This window comes from Amycolatopsis sp. NPDC059657 (genome assembly GCF_042734395.1).
In the GTDB taxonomy this organism is placed as follows: domain Bacteria; phylum Actinomycetota; class Actinomycetes; order Mycobacteriales; family Pseudonocardiaceae; genus Amycolatopsis.
The window spans coordinates 8,248-30,343 of the sequence record NZ_JBHWEB010000046.1 but is presented as its reverse complement, the minus strand read 5'-3'; the positions used below and the strand labels follow the sequence as shown (position 1 = coordinate 30,343).

Annotated in this window: 16 protein-coding genes; 10 read left to right on the top strand and 6 right to left on the bottom strand. The window is 68.5% G+C overall.

The genetic code is table 11. From position 1 onward, the window contains the following. Positions 1-10: 10 nt before the first annotated feature. The 5 genes from ACFV15_RS24485 to ACFV15_RS24465 all read left to right on the top strand — a co-directional run bounded on the left by ACFV15_RS24485 (position 11) and on the right by ACFV15_RS24465 (position 10,394). On the top strand, positions 11-1,747 hold the full coding sequence (locus ACFV15_RS24485; protein WP_378352911.1) for a fatty acyl-AMP ligase: 1,737 nt from the start codon (positions 11-13) through the stop codon (positions 1,745-1,747). Further along, a complete protein-coding gene (locus tag ACFV15_RS24480; protein ID WP_378352910.1) occupies positions 1,747-6,522 on the top strand; it encodes a cytochrome P450 in 4,776 nt (1,591 codons plus the stop codon). The genes ACFV15_RS24485 and ACFV15_RS24480 overlap by 1 nt, the downstream gene beginning before the upstream one ends. A gap of 402 nt (positions 6,523-6,924) precedes the next feature. Beyond that, on the top strand, positions 6,925-7,155 hold the full coding sequence (locus tag ACFV15_RS24475) for a hypothetical protein (RefSeq protein ID WP_378352909.1): 231 nt from the start codon (positions 6,925-6,927) through the stop codon (positions 7,153-7,155). 4 nt (positions 7,156-7,159) lie between these two features. Then, positions 7,160-9,712 (top strand): histidine kinase, encoded by a 2,553-nt coding sequence (locus ACFV15_RS24470; protein WP_378352908.1) that lies wholly within the window; start codon positions 7,160-7,162, stop codon positions 9,710-9,712. A 10-nt stretch (positions 9,713-9,722) separates the two neighbouring features. Continuing rightward, positions 9,723-10,394 carry a response regulator gene (locus tag ACFV15_RS24465; RefSeq protein WP_378352907.1) on the top strand — a complete coding sequence of 224 codons (672 nt, stop codon included), beginning with the start codon at positions 9,723-9,725 and terminating at the stop codon, positions 10,392-10,394. A 231-nt stretch (positions 10,395-10,625) separates the two neighbouring features. Here the strand turns inward: ACFV15_RS24465 and ACFV15_RS24460 are convergent, their stop codons facing one another. From ACFV15_RS24460 to ACFV15_RS24445, 4 genes are all read right to left on the bottom strand, one after another. Further along, positions 10,626-11,183: a class IV adenylate cyclase gene (locus ACFV15_RS24460; RefSeq protein WP_378352906.1), complete on the bottom strand. Its 558-nt coding sequence runs from the start codon at positions 11,181-11,183 to the stop codon at positions 10,626-10,628. Then, complete coding sequence (locus ACFV15_RS24455) at positions 11,162-12,256, bottom strand: hypothetical protein (RefSeq protein ID WP_378352905.1); 1,095 nt, start codon at positions 12,254-12,256, stop codon at positions 11,162-11,164. Before ACFV15_RS24455 ends, ACFV15_RS24460 begins: the two co-directional genes overlap by 22 nt. 156 nt (positions 12,257-12,412) lie before the next feature. Continuing rightward, positions 12,413-13,624 carry an RNA polymerase sigma factor gene (locus ACFV15_RS24450; protein WP_378352904.1) on the bottom strand — a complete coding sequence of 404 codons (1,212 nt, stop codon included), beginning with the start codon at positions 13,622-13,624 and terminating at the stop codon, positions 12,413-12,415. Continuing rightward, positions 13,612-13,992, bottom strand: coding sequence for a YciI family protein (locus tag ACFV15_RS24445; protein WP_378352903.1), 381 nt, complete (start codon positions 13,990-13,992; stop codon positions 13,612-13,614). Before ACFV15_RS24445 ends, ACFV15_RS24450 begins: the two co-directional genes overlap by 13 nt. A 106-nt stretch (positions 13,993-14,098) precedes the next feature. Between ACFV15_RS24445 and ACFV15_RS24440 the strand changes: the two genes are divergently transcribed. Then, positions 14,099-14,536 carry a YybH family protein gene (locus tag ACFV15_RS24440; RefSeq protein ID WP_378352902.1) on the top strand — a complete coding sequence of 146 codons (438 nt, stop codon included), beginning with the start codon at positions 14,099-14,101 and terminating at the stop codon, positions 14,534-14,536. A 62-nt stretch (positions 14,537-14,598) separates the two neighbouring features. On the opposite strand, the gene ACFV15_RS24435 is transcribed toward ACFV15_RS24440, so the two are convergent. Together ACFV15_RS24435 and ACFV15_RS24430 are read right to left on the bottom strand one after the other, a co-directional pair. Next, positions 14,599-15,546, bottom strand: a complete 948-nt coding sequence (locus ACFV15_RS24435) for a glycoside hydrolase family 6 protein (RefSeq protein WP_378352901.1) — start codon at positions 15,544-15,546, stop codon at positions 14,599-14,601. A 44-nt stretch (positions 15,547-15,590) separates the two neighbouring features. After that, positions 15,591-16,094 (bottom strand): acyl-CoA thioesterase, encoded by a 504-nt coding sequence (locus ACFV15_RS24430; RefSeq protein ID WP_378352900.1) that lies wholly within the window; start codon positions 16,092-16,094, stop codon positions 15,591-15,593. A 116-nt stretch (positions 16,095-16,210) separates the two neighbouring features. On the opposite strand from ACFV15_RS24430, the gene ACFV15_RS24425 reads away from it, so the two are divergent. The 4 genes from ACFV15_RS24425 (at position 16,211) to ACFV15_RS24410 (ending at position 22,065) form a co-directional block, all read left to right on the top strand. After that, complete coding sequence (locus ACFV15_RS24425; RefSeq protein WP_378352899.1) at positions 16,211-17,206, top strand: ArsR/SmtB family transcription factor; 996 nt, start codon at positions 16,211-16,213, stop codon at positions 17,204-17,206. 91 nt (positions 17,207-17,297) lie between these two features. Next, positions 17,298-17,963, top strand: a complete 666-nt coding sequence (locus tag ACFV15_RS24420) for a LuxR C-terminal-related transcriptional regulator (RefSeq protein WP_378352898.1) — start codon at positions 17,298-17,300, stop codon at positions 17,961-17,963. Positions 17,964-18,052: 89 nt separating this feature from the next. After that, positions 18,053-21,829: an amino acid adenylation domain-containing protein gene (locus ACFV15_RS24415; RefSeq protein ID WP_378352897.1), complete on the top strand. Its 3,777-nt coding sequence runs from the start codon at positions 18,053-18,055 to the stop codon at positions 21,827-21,829. 11 nt (positions 21,830-21,840) lie between these two features. After that, on the top strand, positions 21,841-22,065 hold the full coding sequence (locus ACFV15_RS24410; protein ID WP_378352896.1) for a tautomerase family protein: 225 nt from the start codon (positions 21,841-21,843) through the stop codon (positions 22,063-22,065). Positions 22,066-22,096 lie beyond the last annotated feature (31 nt).

Genomic DNA, 22,096 nt, shown 5'->3' with positions numbered 1-22,096 from the left:
GGAGGCTCCCGTGACCGAGCACATCCTTGCCTCGTTCCAGCGGCTGCGCGCGGCCGATCCGGACCGTCGCCTGTTCACCTTCGTCGACGAGAAGGGACAGACCGAGGCCAGCCTGACCGTGCGCGAACTCGGCGAGGCGGCCGACCGGGTCGTGGAAGCGTTGCGCGAGTGGGGTTTCCAGCCGGGCGATCGAGCCGTCCTGGTCTACCCGCCCTCGCTGGACTTCATCGGCGCGTTCCTCGGCTGTCTGGCCGCCGGGGTGCTCCCGGTGCCTGTCTACCCGCCGAATCCGTTCAAGCTGAAGAAGGATCTCGCCACCTTCACGGCCATTGTGGACAACTGCGGCGCCCGCGGCGTGCTCACCAGCAGCCTGTACGACCGGTCACGCACGGCGGGCACGGTGACCAGCTTCTTCAGCAAGGACGCGCCGAGCTGGCCGAGTCTCGGCTGGTACCGCACCGACAAGAAGAAGACCGTGTCCGGCCCGGTGACCTGGCACGAACCCGACCTCGGCGATCCGGTGTTCCTGCAGTACACCTCCGGCTCGACCTCGGCGCCCAAGGGCGTGATCCTGACCCACGGCAACCTCGCGCGCGAGGTCGCCGCGAACGCCGCCGACCTCGCGCTCGGTCCGGACACCCGAGGCGTCTTCTGGGTGCCGCAGTACCACGACCTCGGGCTGATCAGCGTGATCTGCTCGACCATCGCGGGCAACGGGCGGAGCACGCTGATGTCACCGATGACCTTCCTGCAGCGCCCCTCGGTCTGGTTCGAGGTCATGTCGCGGGTCGGTGCCACGCACACCGCCGCGCCGAACTTCGCGTTCGAACTCGCGGTCCGCAAGACGACCGCGGCCCAGCGCGCCGCCTGGAACCTCGGCTCGCTGCGGGTGGTCATGTCGGCTGCCGAGCCGATCCGGCCCTCCACTGTGGACGCTTTCTTCACCGCGTTCGCGGACACCGGCCTCAAGCGCGACGCCTTCTATCCCGCTTACGGCTTGGCGGAGACCTCGGTGAGCGTGTCGATGGGCGGACGCGCGGCGCTCACGGTCGACAAGTCCTCTTTGGAGGGTGGCAAGGTGGTGCTCGCGCCGGACGGCGTCACCTACCTCGGCTGCGGCCGGATCACCAAGCCAGGGGCGGTCCGGATCGTCGACCCCACGACCCGCGTCCCGTGCGGTGACGGCGAGGTCGGCGAGGTGTGGGTCGACTCGCCGACCAAGGGACTCGGCTACTGGGGCATGGACTCCGACGACACGTTCCACGCGCGCGCCGAAGGTGACGACGGCGACTACCTGCGCACCGGCGACCTCGGCTTCTTCCACGAGGGCGAGCTGTTCATCACCGGGCGGCTCAAGGACCTGATCATCGTGCGTGGCCGCAATCTCTACCCTGCCGACATCGAGGACTGCGTCCGCGACGTGCACCCGCTCGTGCGCCCCGGCGGGGTCGCGGCGTTCGCCGTCGACGACGAGCAGGGCGAGCAGCTCGTGCTCTTCGTGGAGACCAGGCAGGAGAAGGTGACCGCGGCCGACGTCGACGGGATCGTCGAGGCCGTCCGGCGCCAGGTCTACGAGGACCACCAGCTCGCGTGCCACGCGGTCGTGGTCGGCAAGGCGGGCACGGTGCGCAAGACGACGAGCGGCAAGGTACGGCGGCTCGCCTGCAAACAGGCTTTCGTCAGCGGGGAGATCAACTCTTCGCCTGCCACGATCCGGGTTTCGGTTCAGCAGAGTGTGGAGGCGTGATGCGGTTTTCGAACGGGGTCGACGACCCGCGCCTACTAGAGGTCGACGACGACTTCCAGGCGGTGCTCGACGGCCTGTCGCCGCTGGTCGAGGCGGCCAGGATGACGCGGGCGCGTACCTTCCACAAGACCGCGACCACGGCGGCGGGCACGCTCAAGCTCAACGACGCGCTCGACCTGCCCGCGCATGATTTCCTGAGGCCTGGCCGGGAATTCGACGTCATCGCCCGGTACAGCAACGGTGTCGAGAGCGACGACATCGCGCCCTCGATCCGCGGGATCACGCTCCGCCTGCGCGACCCCGGCACCGAGGACGCGCTGCTCGACCTCTCGCTCAACACGGGTGAGCTGTTCTTCCTGCGCACCGCCGACATGTTCCTGCGGTACTCCAACGGCGACGCGGACAACATCGACCGCGAGGTGCCGGAGTTCAAGCGGAACGGCTGGCGGCTTTACCGCTACGCCAGCACGTTCGCCGACTATCACTACTACTCGCAGGCGCCGACCGGCTATCTCGCGGCGGACGGCACCCAATATCTCGTGCGGTATCGGCTGCTGCCCGCGACCGGCGCCCCCGACACCGGGCATGTCGACTTCGAGGGGCGCGGCCTGCCGCCGGAGCCGCCCGCGGAGAACCCGCGCGATCCCGGTGACCTCGACGATCCCCGGCCGAAGAACTTCCTGCATCTCGAACTGCGGGAGCGGATACTCGAAGGCGGCCCGATCGGCGGGACATTGCAGGTCCAGCTGCACCCGGTCACCGAATCGGACGAGGAGAACGAGCTCGCGCTCGACTGTATGCGGCCGTGGGACCTGCCGTGGACCGACCTCGCGACGCTGCACCTCGACTCGCTCGTCACCAACGCGAAGATCGAGGGGCTGCGGTTCAGCCCCGCGGTCGCGCCGGAGTCGCTCGGCAGCGTGCTGGCGACGTCGCCGTACGAGAACGCTTCGCTGAACCACCTGCGTGTCCTGCTGTACAGCCTGAGCGCGGCCGCACGTCTCGAAGAACCGGCCGAACCGTCCACGAAGAAGATGATCGGCTGCCCGTTCTCCGGGCACTCCACTGAGGGCGGTCCTAAGCGGACGGTCGCGGTGATCGGCGCCGGACCGGCGGGCCTGAGCGCGGCACGGGAGCTGGAACGCGCCGGGCACCGCGCGATCGTGCTGGAGGCGTTGCCCGAGGTCGGCGGCAAATGCGAGTCGGTGGACATCGACGACCGCGCGTACGACCTCGGCGGGCACGTCTGCACCACCCAGTACGCCAACGTCGCCCAGCTCGCGGGCGAACTCGGCATGCCGACCGAGGACACCACCCCGCACCGGGTCTACGACATCGACCACGGCGAGGCGAAGCCGCAGAGCACGGCGTTCTTCCGGCGTGAGACGTTCGGCAAGTACGCGGAGCTGCGTGACCGCCTGTTCCCGCAGATCGCCGAACCGGGTCTCGCGCATTCGGCACGCTCGCTGGCTCAGCCCGTCTCGGAGTGGCTCGCCGAGCAAGGCCTCGAGTCGCTGGCCGAGTCGCTCGGCATCGGCTACACCGCCGCCGGATACGGTTATCTCGCCGGCGACCTGCCCGCGCTCTACTTCGTGAAGTACGCCGAGATGACCGGCCTGCTCTCGGCCAAACCGGAGCTGCTCGGGCACACCGGCAGCTTCACCATCCTCGGCGGGTTCAAGGGCCTGTGGGAGAAGGTCGCCGCGCAGCTCAGTGATGTCCGGTGCGGGGTAACGATTTCCGCGATCGAGCGAGACCCGGACGCGCGTGCCGAAAGCGTGCGGATCACGACCTGCCAAGGTGTCGTGACGGCCGACGACCTCGTGGTGACCGTCCCGCTCGACCAGCTGCTGCCGGTGCTCGACGCGACGCCGGAGGAGCGGGAACTCGCCGGGCGCGTCCGCGTGATGGACTACTACACCACGGTGATCACCGCGACCGGCCTGCCCAAGTCCGCGTTCTTCCTGGTCGATCAGCACACCCGGCCCTCGGCCCCGCGCGGGCACGCCGTCGCGTTCCACCACCGGTATCCGGATCAGGACGTCTACGCCTGCTACTCCTATGGCGAGCCGGGGCTCGACGGTGACGACATCGTCGCCAAGCTGCGGGAGAACGTCGAACGCATGGGTGGCGAACTCGTCGAGGTGCACACCCAGCGCCGCTGGCGCTTCCTGCCGCACTTCGGCAGCGAGGACATCCTCGACGGCGTCTACGACCGGATCGAACACCTGCAGGGCCAGCGGCACACCTTCCACGCGGGCAGCCTGCCCGCGTACGAGCTGGTCGAGTGCACGGTCGCGTACAGCCGGAAACTCGTGCGCGAGCACTTCGACGGCGGCGACGACGTCTTCGGGCATTTCCTCGCCGCGCCGGCCGCGGAACCTGTCCTGCTCAACCGGCCGGAGCCCACTGTGGACGCTCTGCGCGACTGGCTGGTCGAGAACGTCGCCGCCGAGCTGCGGCTGCCCGTCGAGCAGGTGAGCCCGACCGTCCGGCTGGACCGGTTCGCGCTGGAGTCCATGTCGGTCGCCGCGCTGCAGTCGGGGCTCTCGGACTGGCTCGGTTTCCGGATCCCGCACACGTTGTTCCTCGAGCACCCGACGATCGAGTCGATCGCCGAACACCTCGCGGTCGCGGAAGAACCGGCCGAGGTCACCACCACCAACTCGACCCTCCTTCTGGGACTGACGGCGGCGCGGCCGTTCTTCTGCGTCGGCGGCGCGCTCGGCGCGGCGTACTACCTGCTGCAGCTGGCCAGGGATGTCGGCTCCGCGCGGCCGTTCTACGGCGTGCGCGCGCCCGGTTACGACGGCAGCGAGGACCCGCTCGACACGGTCGAGGAGCTGGCCGCGCGGTACATCGAGTCGATCAGGCTGGTCCAGCCGTACGGCCCGTACCTGCTCGGCGGGCATTCGTTCGGCGGTGTGGTGGCCTACGAGATGGGCCGCCAGCTGCGCGAAGCCGGTGAAGAGGTCACGCGGATCGTGCTGCTCGACTCGTACGTCCCGATCCCCGGCCAGCCGCTGCCGCCCGAGGACGACCCGGCTGCCATCGAAGAGCTGCTCACCATGAACCGGCTCGCGTTCAAATCGGGCGGGCCCGCCGGTGTCGAGATCGACCCGGAGCTGGCCGTGTCCGAGCAGAAGGAGCGGCTCGGCCGGTTCCTCGGCGCGAACGGCTCGCTGCCGGTCGAGGAGCACATCGGCAACATGCTCCGCGTCTACCAGGCGAACATCGAGGCCAACGTCAAGTACCAGCCGCGGCCGTCCGATCTCAAGGTCACCCTGCTCAAGGCCATGGACGGCTTCCCGCCGGTGATGAAGCCGCACCGCAACACCGCGCTCAAGCTCGACCTGCCCGCGAACGGCTGGGAAGAGGTCGAGCTGGGGGAGCTGGAGCTGGTCGAGATCCCCGGCGACCACTTCACCATGTTCGTCGAGCCGAACGACGAGAAGGTCGCCGCCGCCGTCCACTCCGCACTGTCCGATGAGGAGCGGCGCAGCGCGAACACGTTGATCCAGGCCGAATCCACGCGTTCGAAAGCCGAGACCACGATCGCGTTCAACCCGCTCGACCCGGCGTTCCTCAACGACCCGTACCCGTTCTACCGCGCGCTGCGGGAAAGCGCGCCGATCCACTACGAGGACACCGTCGGCGGCTGGATCTTCACGCGCTACGACGACGTCTCGAAGCTGCTGCGCAACCACTCGATCCTGCGGCCGCCGGTGACCGACTACCTGTTCGCGTCCGTGCCGCAGGTGATGCGCGACCGGATGGCGGACTTCGAGCGCCAGCTCGGGCTGATGCTCCCGTTCGCGAACCCGCCGTACCACACGCGGGTGCGCAGGCTGATGAGCAAAGCCTTCACCCCCAAGCTGATCGAGTCGTACCGGCCGCAGGTCGAGGCGGTCACCGACCGGCTGCTCGACCGGATCGAGGCCGACGGCGGCGGCGACCTGATGACCGCCATCGCCTACCCGCTGCCGTCCACGGTGATCATGGAGTTCATCGGCGTGCCCCGCGAGGACCACGAGCGGATGACGCACCTGTCCACCGAGATGATGCAGCTGCTCGGCGCCCAGTACGCGAAGGACGCGCCCGCCATCGCGTCGGCGGCGCATGTCGGGCTCAACGAGTTCAACCAACGGCTGATCGAGCTCATCGAGGAGCGGCGCCGGGACCCGAAGGACGACCTTTTGTCGACTCTGGTCACGTTGACCGGTCCGGACGGGAAACTGAGCGACGAGGAACTGATCCTCAATTGCATGGCGATGCTCAACGCGGGACTGGAGACGACCGCGAATTACCTCGCCAATGGAACGTTTGCATTATTCGGTAATCCGGACCAGATGCGGCTGCTGCGGGAAAACCCGGGACTCGCGCCGAACGCGGCCGAGGAATTGCTGCGCTATGACGGGCCCGCCCCGATCATGACCCCGCAGCAGGCCGCCCGGGACGTGGTGATCGGCGGGCAGCTGATCAAGAAGGACCAGCTGCTGTACCCGGTCGTCGGTGCGGCCAACCGGGACCCCGCGCGGTTCCCCGACCCGGAACGGCTTGACATCACCCGCGAGCCGAACGGGCAGCTCGGCTACGGCTTCGGGATCCACTTCTGCATCGGCGCCGCGCTGGCCCGCATCGAGGGGCAGACGTACTTCTCGAAGCTCGTCACGCGGTTCCCCAACCTGCGGCTCGACCCCGACAAGCCCGCGCCGGTGTTCCGTGACGACCCGCTGCTGCGCGGGCTCGAGACGCTCCACGTCCGCGTCGACTGAGAGGTGCTCAGCGGCCTCACGGGCGAGGCGTTGCCGGTTCGCGACACGCCGGTGCCGCACAAGAATTTTCACCGGATCCAAATCGGACTTTTCACCCCGCCGCCCGCTCGGCGGCCACGCCCCGCGTACCAAAGGCCGCGCGGGCGGGCGACGGGTCGAGATCCTGCCCAACTGGGGTTTCCGCGCGCGCTGTGCGGCGCGCACAACGGAATCTTTGTGCGCGCCGCACAAAGATTCCGTTCCCTGTTTTCCGCGCCTTCGCGAGTGCGATTGCCGTGTGCCCGTCCCGCTGAGCGGCTTCCGGGGTGCAATGCCGCGCCGCGCGTTCTACGCTGGCCCGACTTGACGGAGATCGTCGGTATTTCGCGGGCGGAATCGCGGCAAGGGTGTATGGGGGCGCGGGTGGCTGAGACGGGACGCGGCGGAATGACCGGGCCGGAGGACGACCAGTCGTTCAATGGGCGCCTCATTTTGATAACAGTGTTCGGATTCGTGCTGCTGGTGCCACCGCTGCTGTCGGTGTTCAACACCGGCGCCCAGGTCTTCGGGGTCCCGGTGATCTGGGCCTACCTGTTCGTGGTCTGGGCCGTCCTCATCGGACTCACCGCCGTGCTCGCCGGACGCTCGGGCTGAAGCGGTGCTGCAGACCTGGGTCGTGGTCACGGTTTCCGTCGCCTACCTCGCCGTGCTCTTCGCGGTCGCGTTCTACGGCGACCGCCGCGCCGACGCCGGCCGGAGCCTGATCAGCCGCGGCACGATCTACGCGCTTTCGCTGACCGTGTACGCCACCTCGTGGACGTACTACGGCAGCGTCGGCCGCGCGGCCACCAGCGGCATCGGCTTCCTGACCACCTATCTCGGCCCGACGCTGATGTTCGGACTCGGCTGGCTGGTGCTGCGCCGGATCATCCGGATCAGCAGGCGCAACCGCATCACCTCGCTCGCCGACTTCATCTCCGCGCGCTACGGCAAGAGCACCTGGCTCGGCGGGCTGGTCACCGTGATCGCGGTGCTCGGGGTCGTGCCGTACATCGCGTTGCAGCTCAAGGCGGTGTCGACCACCTTCGAGGTCATTCGCAGCCATCCGGGGCCCACCTCGGCCGTCCCCTTCTTCCAGGACACCGCGCTCTACGTGGCCTTGCTGCTCGCCGGGTTCACCATCCTGTTCGGCACCAGGCATCTCGACGCGACCGAGCGGCACGAGGGCATGGTCGCGGCGATCGCGTTCGAGTCGGTGGTCAAGCTGGTCGCGTTCGTCGCGGCAGGCGTCTTCGTGACCTTCGGGCTGTACGGCGGTTTCGGCGACCTTTTCACCCAGGCCGCGCACGCGAAGCTCACCGCGCTGTTCTCACTCGGCGGCACCACGGCGACGTGGACGTGGATGATCGTGCTCTCCGGGCTCGCGGTGCTCCTGCTGCCGAGGCAATGGCAGGTCGGCGTGGTCGAGAACGTCGACGAAGGTCACCTCAAGCGGGCGATCTGGATGTTCCCGCTGTACCTGCTGGTGATCAACATCTTCGTGCTGCCGATCGCGGCCGCCGGGCTGCTGCGGTTCGGCGGGTCGGTCAATCCGGACACCTTCGTGCTGGCGCTGCCGATGGCGTCGGCGCAGGAAGCGCTTACACTCCTGGTCTTCGTCGGCGGCCTGAGCGCGGCCACCGGCATGATCATCGTGGAGACGGTGGCGTTGAGCACCATGGTGTCGAACTCGCTGGTGGTGCCCATCCTGCTGCGCCGCTATCCGAGGCTGACCAGGCGCGGTGACCTGGCCGGCGTCACGCTGGCCGTGCGCCGGATCGCGATCGTGCTGGTGATGCTGCTCGGCTACGCCTACTTCCGGTTCGCAGGCCAGGGCACGGAACTGGTGTCCATCGGGCTGGTCTCGTTCGCCGGGGTCGCGCAGTTCGCGCCCGCGATACTCGGTGGACTGTTCTGGAAGGGCGGCACCCGCAACGGCGCGCTCGCCGGGATGTCCGCGGGCTTCGCGGTGTGGGCGTACACGCTGGCGCTGCCGACGTTCGCCGACGCGGGCCTGCTGCCGCGCACGTTACTGGCCGACGGGCCGTTCGGGATCGCCGCGCTGCGCCCGCAGGCGTTGTTCGGGCTGACCGGGATGGACCCGGTCGGGCACGCGATGTTCTGGAGCATGCTCGTCAACATCGGCGGCTACTTCGCGGTCTCGCTCGTGGGCCGTCCGCCCAACGCGGCCGAGCGGGCGCAGGCGGTGCTGTTCGTCGACGCGCTGGCCGACCCGGAACGGCCGAGGATCTGGCGTGGCCGGGTGACCGTGGGGGAGCTGCGGACGCTCACCGAGCGTTTCGTGGGCGCCGATGGCGCGTTGGACAAGTATGCGCGTGAACGTGGTTTCGCCGTCGCCCCCGATGCGGAGGCGGCCCCCGAACTCGTGCAGCATGCCGAGACCCTGCTCGCGGGCTCCGTCGGCGCTGCCTCGGCGCGGATCATGATCGCCTCGGTCGTCGGCGAGGAGCAGCTGCGCGTCGAAGAGGTCATGGAACTGCTCGACGAGGCGTCCCAGGTCGCCGCGCTGGAGGAGCGGCACCGGCTCGCCCGCGAACTGCACGACTCCGTCTCGCAGGCGCTGTTCTCGATGACGCTGCACACCCGCGCGGTCGAGCTCGCGGTGCAGAAGGAAGGCGGCGATCCGGTGGGCCCGGTCGCGCGCGGCCTGACCGAGCTGCGCGGCCTCACCCAGGGCGCGCTCGCCGAGATGCGCGCGGCCCTGTTCCAGCTCCGGCCCGACGCGCTGCACGAGGACGGGCTCTCCGAAGCGATCCGCAAACGGGCGGCCGCCATCGCCGTCCGCGAGAGCATCCAGATCCTGGTGCACGCGCCGGAGGACCGCGTACCGCTGTCCGAGCGGGCCGAGGAAGAGCTGTTCCGGGTCGTGCAGGAAGCTGTCCACAACAGCGTGAAGCACGCGGGCCCGAGCCGGGTCGATGTCACGCTGGCGGTGGACGGCGGCACACTGGTCGTCGAGATCACCGACGACGGCACGGGTTTCGACCCCGAGGAGCCGCACCCCGGGCACCTCGGTCTCGACGGCATGCGCGAGCGCACGAGACGGCTCGGCGGGCGGCTGACGATCGCCAGCTCACCCGCGGGCTCCACCGTGCGGGCGGTGCTGCCAGGGGTCGCCGGAGAAGCCCCCGCCGACGAGTACGAAACGTAGGAGAACCACCATGACCCAGACAGGCGGGCCGCCGCCCATCCGGGTGTTCCTCGTCGACGACCACGTGGTCGTCCGGCGCGGTATGCGCGCATTCTTCGACATGCTCGACGACATCGAGGTGCTCGGCGAGGCGCCGGACGGCCAGTCGGCACTCGACCAGCTCGCCGTGTCGGCCAACGACGACAAACTGCCGGACGTCGTGCTGATGGACCTGCTCATGCCCCGGCTCGACGGCATCGCGGCCACCCGAGCGATCAAGAAGCTCTACCCGCACGTCGAGGTCGTCGCGCTGACCAGCTTCAGCGAGGCCGAACGCGTCCACTCGGCGCTCGAGGCGGGCGCGGCCGGGTACCTGCTCAAGGACGCCGAAGCCGACCAGGTGGTGGCCGCCGTCCGCGCCGCGAACCGCGGCCAGGTGCACCTGGATCCCGCGGTGGCCAGGAAACTGACGCGCTCACTGGTCGCCCCGCAGCGCACGGCGACCGCGCTCACCCCGCGCGAACGCGAGATCCTGGTGCTGGTGGCGCAGGGGAAGTCGAACCGGGACATCGCGGACGCGCTGGTGATCAGCGAGCGGACCGCACGGACGCACGTGAGCAATGTGCTCTCGAAGCTGGACCTGGCTTCGCGTACCCAAGCGGCGTTGTGGGCGGTGCGCGAGGGTTTGGTCGCCGGGCCCTAGGTTGCCCACCTCGTGTCGACTGCGCACAAACGCCACTTATGCAACCCTGAGCGACACATAAGCCCCGTTCGTTCCTTTCACTCGCGCTGGCGATTTTTGCCCCCCATTGTCGCTTTTGCCCGCATTTTGAAGCGTGCTGGACGGCATGAACGGGGCGTTTGTGCTCAGCGTTGTGAACGTGGCATTCATTCCTTCAACCGACCCGGGCGGGCGACTTTGCCGGTACCAACCTCAGCGGCGCGCGGCGACTCGGCGGGTGTAGGACTCGGTCGACAGGTCCTCGTCGGTGATGCCGAGGTCGTGCAGCACGGCCCGGATGGCGGTGAGCGCTTCGGTCACGTGCTCCGGTTCGACGATGGTCTCCAGTTCGAGGAAGGTCTGCCCGGCCAGGTCCGGGATCTCGGCCACGGTGGCGAGCAGGTCGTGGCCTCGGTCGGTGAAGCGGTAGTTCTCGCAGTGCTTCTGGAACGCGATCCGTTCCACGAGCCCGAGCCCGTGGAAGATCGTGCGCAGGACTTCGGCGTCGCCCGCTTCGGTTTCGTGCTCGGGCTTCGCGTGTTTCGAGGCGCCGGTCCTCGGTTCCTTGAAGGTGAGCAGGGTTCGCGTCGACCCGTCCTGGCTGACCGTGCGCACGCGGAGGTTGTAGTCGCCTTCGGTGAGCCGGTGGTCGGGCCAGTCGAAGTACGTGTCGGAGTAGGTGCAGCGCTCGGCCTCCGCGCGTGCGCCGAGCGCTGCACGGACCTCGTCCGGATTCCGCAGTACCGCGGTCAGTTCGGCTTCGACCGGCATGTGTGCTCCCTTGAACCTTGGTGCAGCGCAGCATAAACGCGGTCGCGCAGCGCGTTCGCCTCCGGATCCGAAAGCGTGCGCGCCAGATGCCGTAAAACGATCTTGACCAGCACGTTCTTCTGTCCTGGTCGCGCGCCGAGCCGCTCGAGCGCTTGCGGGGGCAAGGCCGAACACGGCGTCTCGCTGAGGATCTCCACCGACTCGACGCAGTCGGCGTCGTCGCCGAGCGCGGTGCGGACGCGGTCGCCGAGGTCTTCGGCCAGGTCGTCGGCGTCCACCGCGATGGACACGTCACGCCGGATCGCGGGCATGGGGGAGACCGGGTGATAGGGCGCGAGATCCGTCATCTGGCCGGGCGAGCGCAGCAGCCGGATATCGGGAATGTCCTTGAGCAGCATGAGAATCCGGTCGAGCCCCATGCCCATCGCGAGGCCGTTCCACGACTCGTCGAGCCCGGCGCGCGCGAGCACCGCCGGATGCGCGAGCCCGCATTCGAGGATCTCGATGCCGTCGGCGTCGACCTGGAGCCCGGACGTCGTGTACGGGTGGACACGGGGTGACCGGAGGTCGGAAGCGCCGGGTACCAACGCTTTCAGCAGCGCGGTGATCATGGCGTCGAGGTCGTGCTCGGTCAGCGTGCCGCGCCGCAGCCGCCACAGGTCGAGCTGATGCGGGGTGCCGGTGTGCAACCGGTCGACCGAATCGCGCCGGTAGACGATTCCCGGGCACACGAGCAGCACGTCGTCCGCCGGATGGGTGGACAGTTGCCTGAGCGCGGAAGGAATGAGCGCGCTCGAATGACTGCGAAGCATCCGATGTCCGTCTACGTAACGGGTATAGCGGGCGTCGCGCGTGACGTCCTCGCCCGCGTAGCCGAGATTGTCATAGTTGTCTTCGATCGTGACGACTCTCGGGCCGCGGCACCAGCGGACTTCGCAGTCCCACAACGCGGTCAACGCGGTGACGGCGCGTTCGAGCACGAGCTGGATGGCGTGCGGGCCTTCGGCGGGATCGGTGAGATCGCGCACGGCGAGGTCGCGGGAAAGCTGCTCCGGGGTAAGGCTTGGGGACATGACCGGCTCCTGAGTGGTTGAGGGAAAAGGAATCCCCTGGCCACCTCGGGAGTCAGCGGCGCGTCGAAGACCCGCCGGCGCCCGTACGGGGCCAGGGGTCGATAAATCGGCGCGTGTCAGCCATATTCACAGGGTAGCCGCGCTCGCGGCACTCGATCAAATGAGTTCCGCGCGCGATTCCAGGTAGCGCTGCTCGGGCAGGCTGAGCGTCTGACGCGCGGCGAGCCGGTAGTACTTGCGGGCTTCTTCGTGCTCGCCCGCGAGTTCGAGCAGATGCGCGCGGACCGCCGTCACCCGGTGGTGATCGGCGAGCGCGGGATCGGCTTCGGCGACGGACAGCTCCAGCAGCCCGTCGTGCGGCCCGTGCACCATGGCGAACGCGACGATCCGGTTGAGCGTGACCATCGGGCCCGGCGTCAACGCGGCGAGCAGGTCGTACAGGCCGAGAATCTGCGGCCAGTCGGTGTCCTCGGCGCGCGGGGCCTCGTCGTGCACGGCCGCGATCGCCGCCTGCAGCTGATACGGGCCGATCGGCGCGTCCCGCAGCGTGCGGGTGATCAGCTCGACGCCTTCGACGATGGCCTCGCCGTCCCAGAGCCGCCGGTCCTGCTCGGCGAGCGGCACGAGCGCGCCGTCGGCGCGGGTGCGCGCGGGACGGCGGGCGTCGGTGAGCAGCATGAGCGCGAGCAGCCCGGCGACCTCGCCGTCTTCCGGCAATCGCGCCCGCAGCTGGCGGGTCAGCCGGATCGCCTCCGCGGTGAGTTCGACGCGGTGCAGGTCTTCGCCGGAGCTCGCGGTGTAGCCCTCGTTGAAGATCAGGTACAGCACGTGCAGCACCTGCTTCATCCGCTCGGCGACCTCGTCGGCGGGCGGCATGCGGAATTCGGTGCCGGTGGCCTTGATCCGCTGCTTCGCGCGGCTGATGCGCTGCCCGATGGTCGCTTCCGGGACCAGGTACGCCCGCGCGATCTCGCCGGTGGTGAGGCCACCGACCGCGCGCAGCGTCAGCGCGATCTGGGAGGGCGGGGTGAGTGAGGGGTGGCAGCACAGCAACAGCAGGGTCAACGTGTCGTCGACGGACGAGCCGGGTTCAGGCGGCGGCTCCGCGGCGACGGTTTCCTCGCGACGGCGGCGCGCCGTCTCGTTGCGCCACAGCTCGGTCCGGCGCCGGGTGGCGACCGTGATCAGCCACCCTTTCGGGTTCGCCGGCAGTCCCTCGTCCGCCCATTGGATCGACGCCGCGAGCAACGCCTCCTGGACCGCGTCCTCGCAGGTCCCGAACCCGCCGAAGCGGCGGACGAGCACCCCGAGCACCTGCGGCGCGAGTGCGCGCAGCTGGTCCTCGATCGCGCGGCTCACTTGGCCCATTCGTCCAGCATGCTCATTTCGAACACGGGGCGGACCTCGACCTCGCTGAGCGCGGCGTCGGGGACCAGCGCGGCCAGTTCGACCGCGCGCTCAATCGTCGGCACATCTACCAGGTAATAGCCCGCCAAGCACTCCTTGACCTCGGCGAACGGGCCGTCGGTGCTCATGATCTGCCCATCGCGCACGGAGACGCGTTTCGCGTGCTCCTGCGGCACCAGGCCTTCCGAGTAGACCAGCTCACCGGACGCCGCGAGCTGCTCGGAGAGCGTCCGGTGTGCCAGCCCGAACTCGAGCTGCTGCTGTTCGCTCAAGGTCTCCCAGGCCGCGCGGGACTTCTCGTTGCTCAGGACGAGGATCAGGTACTTCACGGGTGCCTCCCAAAAGATCTTGAAATCTCTTTCACCCGGATGTCGAAACCGGATCGCCGGTTTCTACACCACTTACGTAAGAGGTATCGAAGCTTAGGAGATCATCATGACCCAGGACGAGACCCGCATCCGCGAGATCTTCAACGCCCACGTGGCCGCGATGCGCGCCAAAGACGCCGACGCGCTCGTCGCCCGCTTCGCGCCGGACGCCGTGACGTACACGCTGGCCCCGCCGCTGCGCAACGCCGGCCCGGCGGTCACGGACCCGTCGGGGGTGCGCGAGTGGCTCGCGGGCTTCACCGGCGAGATGGATTTCGAGATCCGCGACCTCGAGCTGAGCGTCGGGGACGATGTCGCGTTCGGCTTCAGCCTCAACCGGCTGTCGGCGACCCCGCAGGGTTCCAGCGAGCAGTTCGACCTGTGGTTCCGCGCGACGGTCGGCCTGCGCAAGATCGACGGCGAGTGGCTGGTCACGCACGAGCACTCGTCGACCCCGTTCTACATGGACGGGTCCTTCCGCACAGCCGTCGACCTCAAACCCTGAGAAAGGGGTCGTGAGTGGTACGGCCGGTTCTAACCGGCCAAAACACTCACGACCCCGTGGGGTCAGGAGCCGGTGATGAGGCGGGTGGCGAGGTCAGGGCTGAAGGTGCCTGCCGGGATGCCCTTGCCGATGCCGCAGTCGCCGTCGGAATCGCCGGGCACCTTGGCCCAGACCAGGAGGTCCGCGCCGCCGCCGACCTGCGTCGGGGTGCCCAGTTTGCGGCCCGCCGGGTTGCACCACTCGCCGTTGGAACCCTTGCCGTTGCGGCTGGTGTCGATCACGAACTGGGTCTGGTAGCCGAGCGCGGCCGTCACCGACCGGCCGTAGGCTGCCGAGTCCGCGGTGGTCAGGAAGTTCGACACGTTGATCGTGAAGCCGCGGATCGAGCGCACGCCGACCGCGTCGAGCCGCTGCGCCATGGTCGCGGCCGGGATCCAGGTCGCGTTGCCGCCGTCCAGGTACGCCCAGGTGTTGGGCGCCTTCTCGGCGAACTGGCCGGCGGCGTAGCGCAGCAGGTCGAGCCGGGTCTGACGGTCGGCGGCGGGCAGGCAGTCGAGCTGGGCCAGCGCGTCGGGCTCGATGATCACGACGGCCGGTTTGCCGCCGATGCCCGCGGCGAACTCCGAGATCCACGTCCGGTAGGCATCGGGACTGCCCGCGCCGCCGCCGGAGTGGCCGTTGCAGTCGCGGCCGGGGATGTTGTACGCGACCAGTATCGGCAGCTTGTCCACGACGTCGGCGGCGTAGGTGAAGGCGTCGGCCGACTTGCGGATGTCACCGCTCCAGTTGCCGAACCACCGCGCACCCGGCTTCGACGCGATCGCCGACTTGATCGACGCGGCGCGAGGGTCGCCGGCGTGGTCACGGACCCAGACGGCCGGGTTCGAGCCGGGGTCGACGTAGAACCCGTTCGTCTTCTCCAGCGGGTTACCCGCCGCGAAGGCGGTTCCCGGTGCTTGCAGGCCGGCGATCAGGACGGCGGCGATGGCCAGTCTGGTCAACATTCGCATCCGCCGAGCGTGCCGGCCCGGCATACACGAACCGTACAAAAGCCTCAGCGGGCGCCGTTGCGGGAGTCGAGGATCGCCGCACGCCTGGCGAGGCGGTGGCGCCTGCGGATCTCCGCCTCGGCGAACCGGCGCTTCTCCTCTGCCGTCTCGGGCAGTACCGGCGGGACCGTGCGGGGCTTGCCGTCGCCGTCGATGGCGACCATCACCAGGTACGCCGTCGCCACGTGCACCGCGGGCACGGTGGCGTCCCAGCGATCGGCCTCGACCCGCACGCCGACCTCCATCGAGGTGGCGCCCGCCCAGTTGACCTGAGCGCGCAGGTGGACCACGTCGCCGACGCGCACCGGGGTGAGGAAGAGCATCTCGTCCATGGACGCGGTCACCGCCGCGCCACCGGAATGCCGGGCGGCGACGACACCGGCCGCGTCGTCGACGAGCTTCATCATCACCCCGCCGTGCACCGTGCCCAGCAGGTTGGTGTCGGTGTTGGCCATGATGTGCGACAGGGTCAGCCTGGCCGCGTCGGCGCGTAGTCCGGAGTGGTTCACGACGCTGACGGTAGCCGACCTTGTTTTACCCTCGTACGGTGGGAAATGCGGACTGTGTCACTCCCAGTGGATAGTTGGTGTCAACAGCTGCATACATGGGTTAGCATCCGCGCGTAGTGCCCGCCGATCGCTGGGGAGAAGCCGTGCTGCGTATCCACTTCACCGAAGCGGACCTGTCCAGGATCGAGCTCGCGCCGTCCGCGGACCCGATGTGGGAACTGCTGCTGAGCTCGTACCGGCTGCGCAGGCCCGAGGGCGCGCCCGTCTTCGGGCGCTGGCGTGACAGCACGCGTGCGGCGCTGCCGCCGAACGGCCGCGCGCTGCTCGACCTCATTCCCTCACACGGGTACTGCCCGGACTTCCTCACCCCGCCCGCCACGGTCGCCACGATCGACGAGGGCATCGACGCGCTCGCCGCGACGCCCGCCGAAGACGTGCGCGAGGACCTGGCGGAGCTGGCGAAGGACCACCGGCTGCCGCAGTGGGCCGATCGGGTGAGCGACGGCGACGTCCGCGTGCTCGGCACGGCCGTCCGTGACTACTTCCAGCGTGGGATCGCGCCGCACTGGAAGCACATCACCAAGGTCGTCGGCCGCGACCTCTCGCGGCGCACCGAGACGCTCCAGGTCGCCGGGCCCGGCAGGCTGCTCTCGACGCTGCACCCGGCGGCGCGCTGGCGTGCGCCGGTGCTGGAGGTCGAGTTCCCGGTCGACCAGGACCTGCACCTCAACGGGCGCGGGCTGCGCCTGATCCCGGCGTTCTTCTGCATGGGCATGCCGACCACTTACAAGAACCCGAAGCTGCCGCCCGTGCTGGTCTACTCGGTCGGCCACTGGACGGCGCTCGGCGCGAAGCGCGCGGAGGACACCGGCGCCGCGGTCCAGGCGTTGATCGGCGAGACCAGGGCCCGGATCCTGCGGACGCTGGCCGAGGAGGACCTCAACACCACCGACCTGGCGCGGCGGCTCAAGATCGCCCCGGCGACGGCGAGTGAGCACGCCTCCGTGCTCCGCCAGGCCGGGCTGATCGAGAGCAGGCACCGCGGCCGGTCGACCATGCATCGTGCCTCACCGCTGGGATTGCAGTTGCTGCTGGGACCCATGGCCAGGTGACCATTCGGCCCCGGCCGAACGTTGTTGACGGCCTGGCAATTCCGCTGGAGGGTGACGCATAGTCACCACCGCGGAGAGGAAGTACCAAGCGATGACGAATCCTTTCGAGGATTCCGGGCCCCGCGTCCGTACCCTGCTCGCCGAACACGACCCGATCTCCGGGCAGTTCGTCGAGGGCGTGCTCAGCACCGGTCAGGGCATCTCGGTCGTCGCGGTGGTGGACAGCCACCGCCCGATCGCCGACTGGCCGCTACGCCACACCGATGTGGTCGTGCTCGGCCTCGGGCACGGCGACTTCCTGCTCGGCGTGGTCCGCGAACTCGCCGGGCGCGGCATCCCGGTGCTGGTGCTCGGCATGGACTGGACCCGGCGCGGCCTCGACAACGCGCTCGCCGCGGGCGCGTCGGGGTGCCTGGTGAAGAACACCGAACTCGACGGCGTGGTCAGTGGGGTGCACGCCGTCGCGGCCGGGAACCGGGTGCTGTCACCGGAACTGCTCGACCTCTATGTCCCGCGCGCGGAATCCTCGCCGCGCGCCGAGGCCGTGCTCAAGCTCAGCGACCGCGAACGCGAGGTGCTGACGCTGCTCGGCCAGGGCATGTCGACGGCCGAGGCCGCGAAGCTGTGCGGCGTCTCGAACGCGACCATCAAGAGCCATGTCTCGCACGCGCTCACCAAACTCGGCGCACGTAACCGTCTCGAGGCCGTGCTCATGATCAGGGACTCGTTCATCCCCGCGCGCCGCCCTGCCGTGTAAGGCGGATAGCCGATCGATAGTCGATCGGAAGTCGCGCTCCTTAGGTTTGCCGCAACTTGTCTCAGCGGCCTTGACCGAGGGAGCCGAACGTGAACCAGGCGAAGCAGGTCCTCGCGCCGGATGAGGTGGCACTGGTCACCCGGAAGTTCAACGCGACCGAGGTACCGCTCGACACCCGATGTCTGCCTGATCTGCTCCGGGAACAGGCCCGAATACGGCCGGACGCCGTGGCGATCCGGTACGAGGACGAGTCGCTGACCTTCCGCGAGCTGGTGGCGCGCGCGGAGGCGTTGGCCGGGTCGCTGCTGGAGTCCGGTGTGGACGGTAGTGCGGGCCTGTTCGTCGAGCCGTCGCTCGAGCTGCCGGTGGGTGCGTGGGGGATCCTGTTCGCCGGCGCCGCGTACCTGCCGCTTTCGCCGGAATATCCCGAAGAACGCCTGCGCTACATGGTCGAGGACCATGGGGCCGGCGTGATCCTCACCGAGCCTTCGCTGGCCTCGCGCGCGGCGGAACTCGCTCCGGGCGCGCGGGTCGTCACGTTCGGCGGCTCGGGGGAGCGGCGTGTCCCGGTGTCCGCCGATGACCTGGCTTACGTCATCTACACCTCCGGCAGCACGGGCAAGCCGAAGGGCGTGATGGTCGACCACCGCGCCATCGTCAACCAGATGCGCTGGCTGCGTCGCGCACAGGGCTTGGACGAAAGCCGTGTCGTGCTGCAGAAGACGCCGATGAGCTTCGACGCCGCGCAGTGGGAGATCCTCGCGCCCTGCGTCGGCGCCCAGGTCGTCGTCGGCGGGCCCGGCGCCTACCGTGACCCGGACCGGTTGCTCACGCTGATCCGCCGGTACGAGGTCACGACCATCCAATGTGTACCGACGCTGTTACAGGCCTTGCTGGACACCGAAGAACTGTCCACCTGTGTGTCGCTGCGCCAGGTTTTCAGCGGTGGCGAGGCGTTGTCGAAGTCGCTGGCGCTCGAATGCGTGGCGGCGCTGCCGGACTGCGCCCTGGTCAACCTGTACGGCCCCACCGAATGCACGATCAACTCGTCCGCGCACACGGTCGACAGGGACGCGCTGGCGGAAGGCCCGCCGACGATCTCGATCGGCGCGCCCGTGGACAACACGCAGTACTACATCCTGGACGAGCGCCGGGAACCCGTGGCCGTCGGCGAGGTCGGCGAACTGTACGTCGGCGGGATCCAGCTCGCGCGCGGCTACCTGCACCGGCCAGAGCTGACTGAGGAACGGTTCATCGCCAACCCGTTCCAGGAGGACTTCGGGTATTCCCGGCTGTACCGCACCGGCGACCTGGGGTACTGGAACGCCGACGGCACGGTGCAGTTCGTCGGCCGCACCGACAATCAGGTGAAACTGCGCGGGTTCCGCGTCGAGCTGGACGAGATCAGGCTCGCGATCGAGAACCACGAGTGGGTCAAGAACGCCGCGGTCGTGGTGAAGGACGGCGGCCGGTTCCAGGAGCTGATCGCGTTCATCGAGCTGAATCCCAAGGAAGCCGCGCTGATGGACCAGGGCAACCACGGGGCCCACCACCAGTCCAAGCAGAGCAAGCTGCAGATCAAGGCCCAGCTGGCGAACAGCGGCTGCCGCGACGCCGCTTCGCTGAGCGGCAAGCCGGTGGTCGACCTGCGCGGCTGGATGCCGACGCCGGAACAGCGTCGGCGCGTGTTCGCGCGCAAGACGTATCGTTTCTTCGAGGGTGGCACGTTCTTGAAGGCGGACATCCTGAAGCTGCTGGATTCGAACGTCGGCGGCGTCGACCCGCGCGCGGTGGGGGACCTCGGATTCGCGGAATTCGGGGAAATGCTCCGGTATTTCGGCCAGTTTCAGAGCAACGAGCGGCTGCTGCCGAAGTACGGCTACGCCTCGCCGGGCTCGCTGTACGCGACGCAGATGTACTTCGAGATGAACGCTTTCGGCCTGCGGCCGGGGTTCTACTACTACCAGCCGGTGCTGCACCAGTTGGTTCTGATCCAGTCGGCGCCGGTTCCGGCGGCGACGGTGAAGGTCCATTTCATCGGCAAGAAGCAGGCGATCGAGCCGGTGTACAAGAACAACATCCAGGAGGTGCTCGAGATCGAAGCGGGCCACATGGTCGGCCTGTTCGAGGAGATACTGCCCGAGCACGGCCTCGACCTGCGCGCGGCCCCGCTCGCGCCCGAGGTCAAGTCCACTGTGGAATGCGCGGACGAGGACTACTACCTCGGCGCCTTCGAAATGGTCTCGTACGCGGGCCCGCGCCCGGACGACGCGCTCGACGTCTACGTCCAGTCACACCCTGGACGCGTGGCCGACCTGCCGGCGGGTCAGTACCGCTACGCCGACGGCGATTTGCACCGGGTGTCGAGCGAACTCGTGCTGAAGAAACATGTGATCGCGATCAACCAGCAGGTCTATGAGCGCGCGAGCATCGGGATCTCGCTGGTGAGCAGGGGAGAGTCGTGGCGCGGTTACCTCGATCTCGGCCGGAAGCTCCACCACCTGCAGATGAACGACCTCAACTTCGGCTTCATGTCGGCGGGCTACAGCTCGAAGACCGGCAACGACCTCCCGTCGGCTCGCCGGTTGGACGGGATTCTCGGCACCCGCAACCCGTCGTACTTCTCCGTCGGCGGGAAGGTGAGCGACGAGCAGGTCCGGGCGATGGGCATGAAGGAGGACGTGGTCCACATGAAGGGACCGACCGAGCTGATCCGTGACGACCTCCTCACCTGCCTGCCGGACTACATGATGCCGAACCGGGTCGTCGTGCTGGACCGCTTGCCCTTGACGGTCAACGGGAAGATCGACTCGGTCGCTTTGTCCACTTGGGACATAGCCGACGTCGCGGACCGTCCGTTCGTGGCGCCTCGATCGTTGACGGAGGCCCGGATCGCGGGCATCTGGACGAAGGTCATGCGCCGCGACACCGTCTCGGTGCTCGACGATTTCTTCGAGTCGGGCGGCAACTCGCTGATCGCGGTCGCGCTGGTGAACAAGCTGAACAAGGAGTTCAGGACAATGTTGCCGCTGCAGGTGGTCTTCGAGGCTCCCACGGTGGAAAAGCTGGCCGTGCTGGTCGACTGCGGAGACGGCCGGACCTGCTCCCGCTTGGTCCGCCTGCGTTCGGAGGGATCGGGCTCGCCGATCTTCTGCTGGCCGGGCCTGGGCGGCTACGCGATGAATCTTCGTGCGCTGGCGGGCAAGATCGACCGCCCGTTCCTGGGTGTGCAGGCGTACGGGATCAACGCGGGGGAGACCCCGTATCGCACGATCAGGGAGATGGCCGCCGCCGACGTCGAGGTCATCAAGCGCCTGCAGCCCGCGGGCCCGTACACCTTGTGGGGTTACTCGTTCGGCGCGCGTGTCGCGTTCGAATCCGCTTACCAGCTGGAGCTTTCGGGCGAGAAGGTCGACCATCTGTTCCTGCTCGCCCCCGGCGCGCCCCGCGTGCGTGCCGGCTCGGAGGCGTACCTGACGATCCTGTACTCGGTCTTCGCGGGCAGCATCACGGGCCCGCTGCTGGACGAATGCCTGCGCACGGTCGACGACGACGAGTCGTTCGTCGCGTTCATCAGCGCACATTTCGATGGCCTCGACCCGGACCTGGTCCGCCGCATCGTCCGGGTGGTCCGCCAGACGTACCAGTTCAAATACGTCTTCAGCGAACTCGCGGAGCGCCGGATCTCGGCGCCCGTCACGATTTTCAAGGCACGCGGCGACGACTACTCGTTCATCGAGAACAGCTCGGGTTACTCCGCGGTCGCCCCCACGGTGATCGACGTCGACGCCGATCACTACAGCATGCTCAAGGACCCCGACATCGACGCGCTCGTCAAGGCCATCACAGGCCGTCTCACCCAGTGAAGGAGAAAGTCATGCCGCACGTCAGCATCAAGCACTTCCCGGCCCCGCTCACCAACGACCGCGAAGCCGCACTGGTCTCCGCGGTCACCCAAGCGGTCACCGACGCGTTCGGCTGCGACGAAGGCGTCGTCTCGATCGCGGTCGAGGCGGTGTCGCCCGAGTCGTGGAACGACCGCGTCTACCTGCCGGAAATCGTTGCCCGCAAAGAACTTCTCCGCAAGACCCCGAACTACTAGTCGTGAGTGTTCCCGACGGTTAGAACCGTCG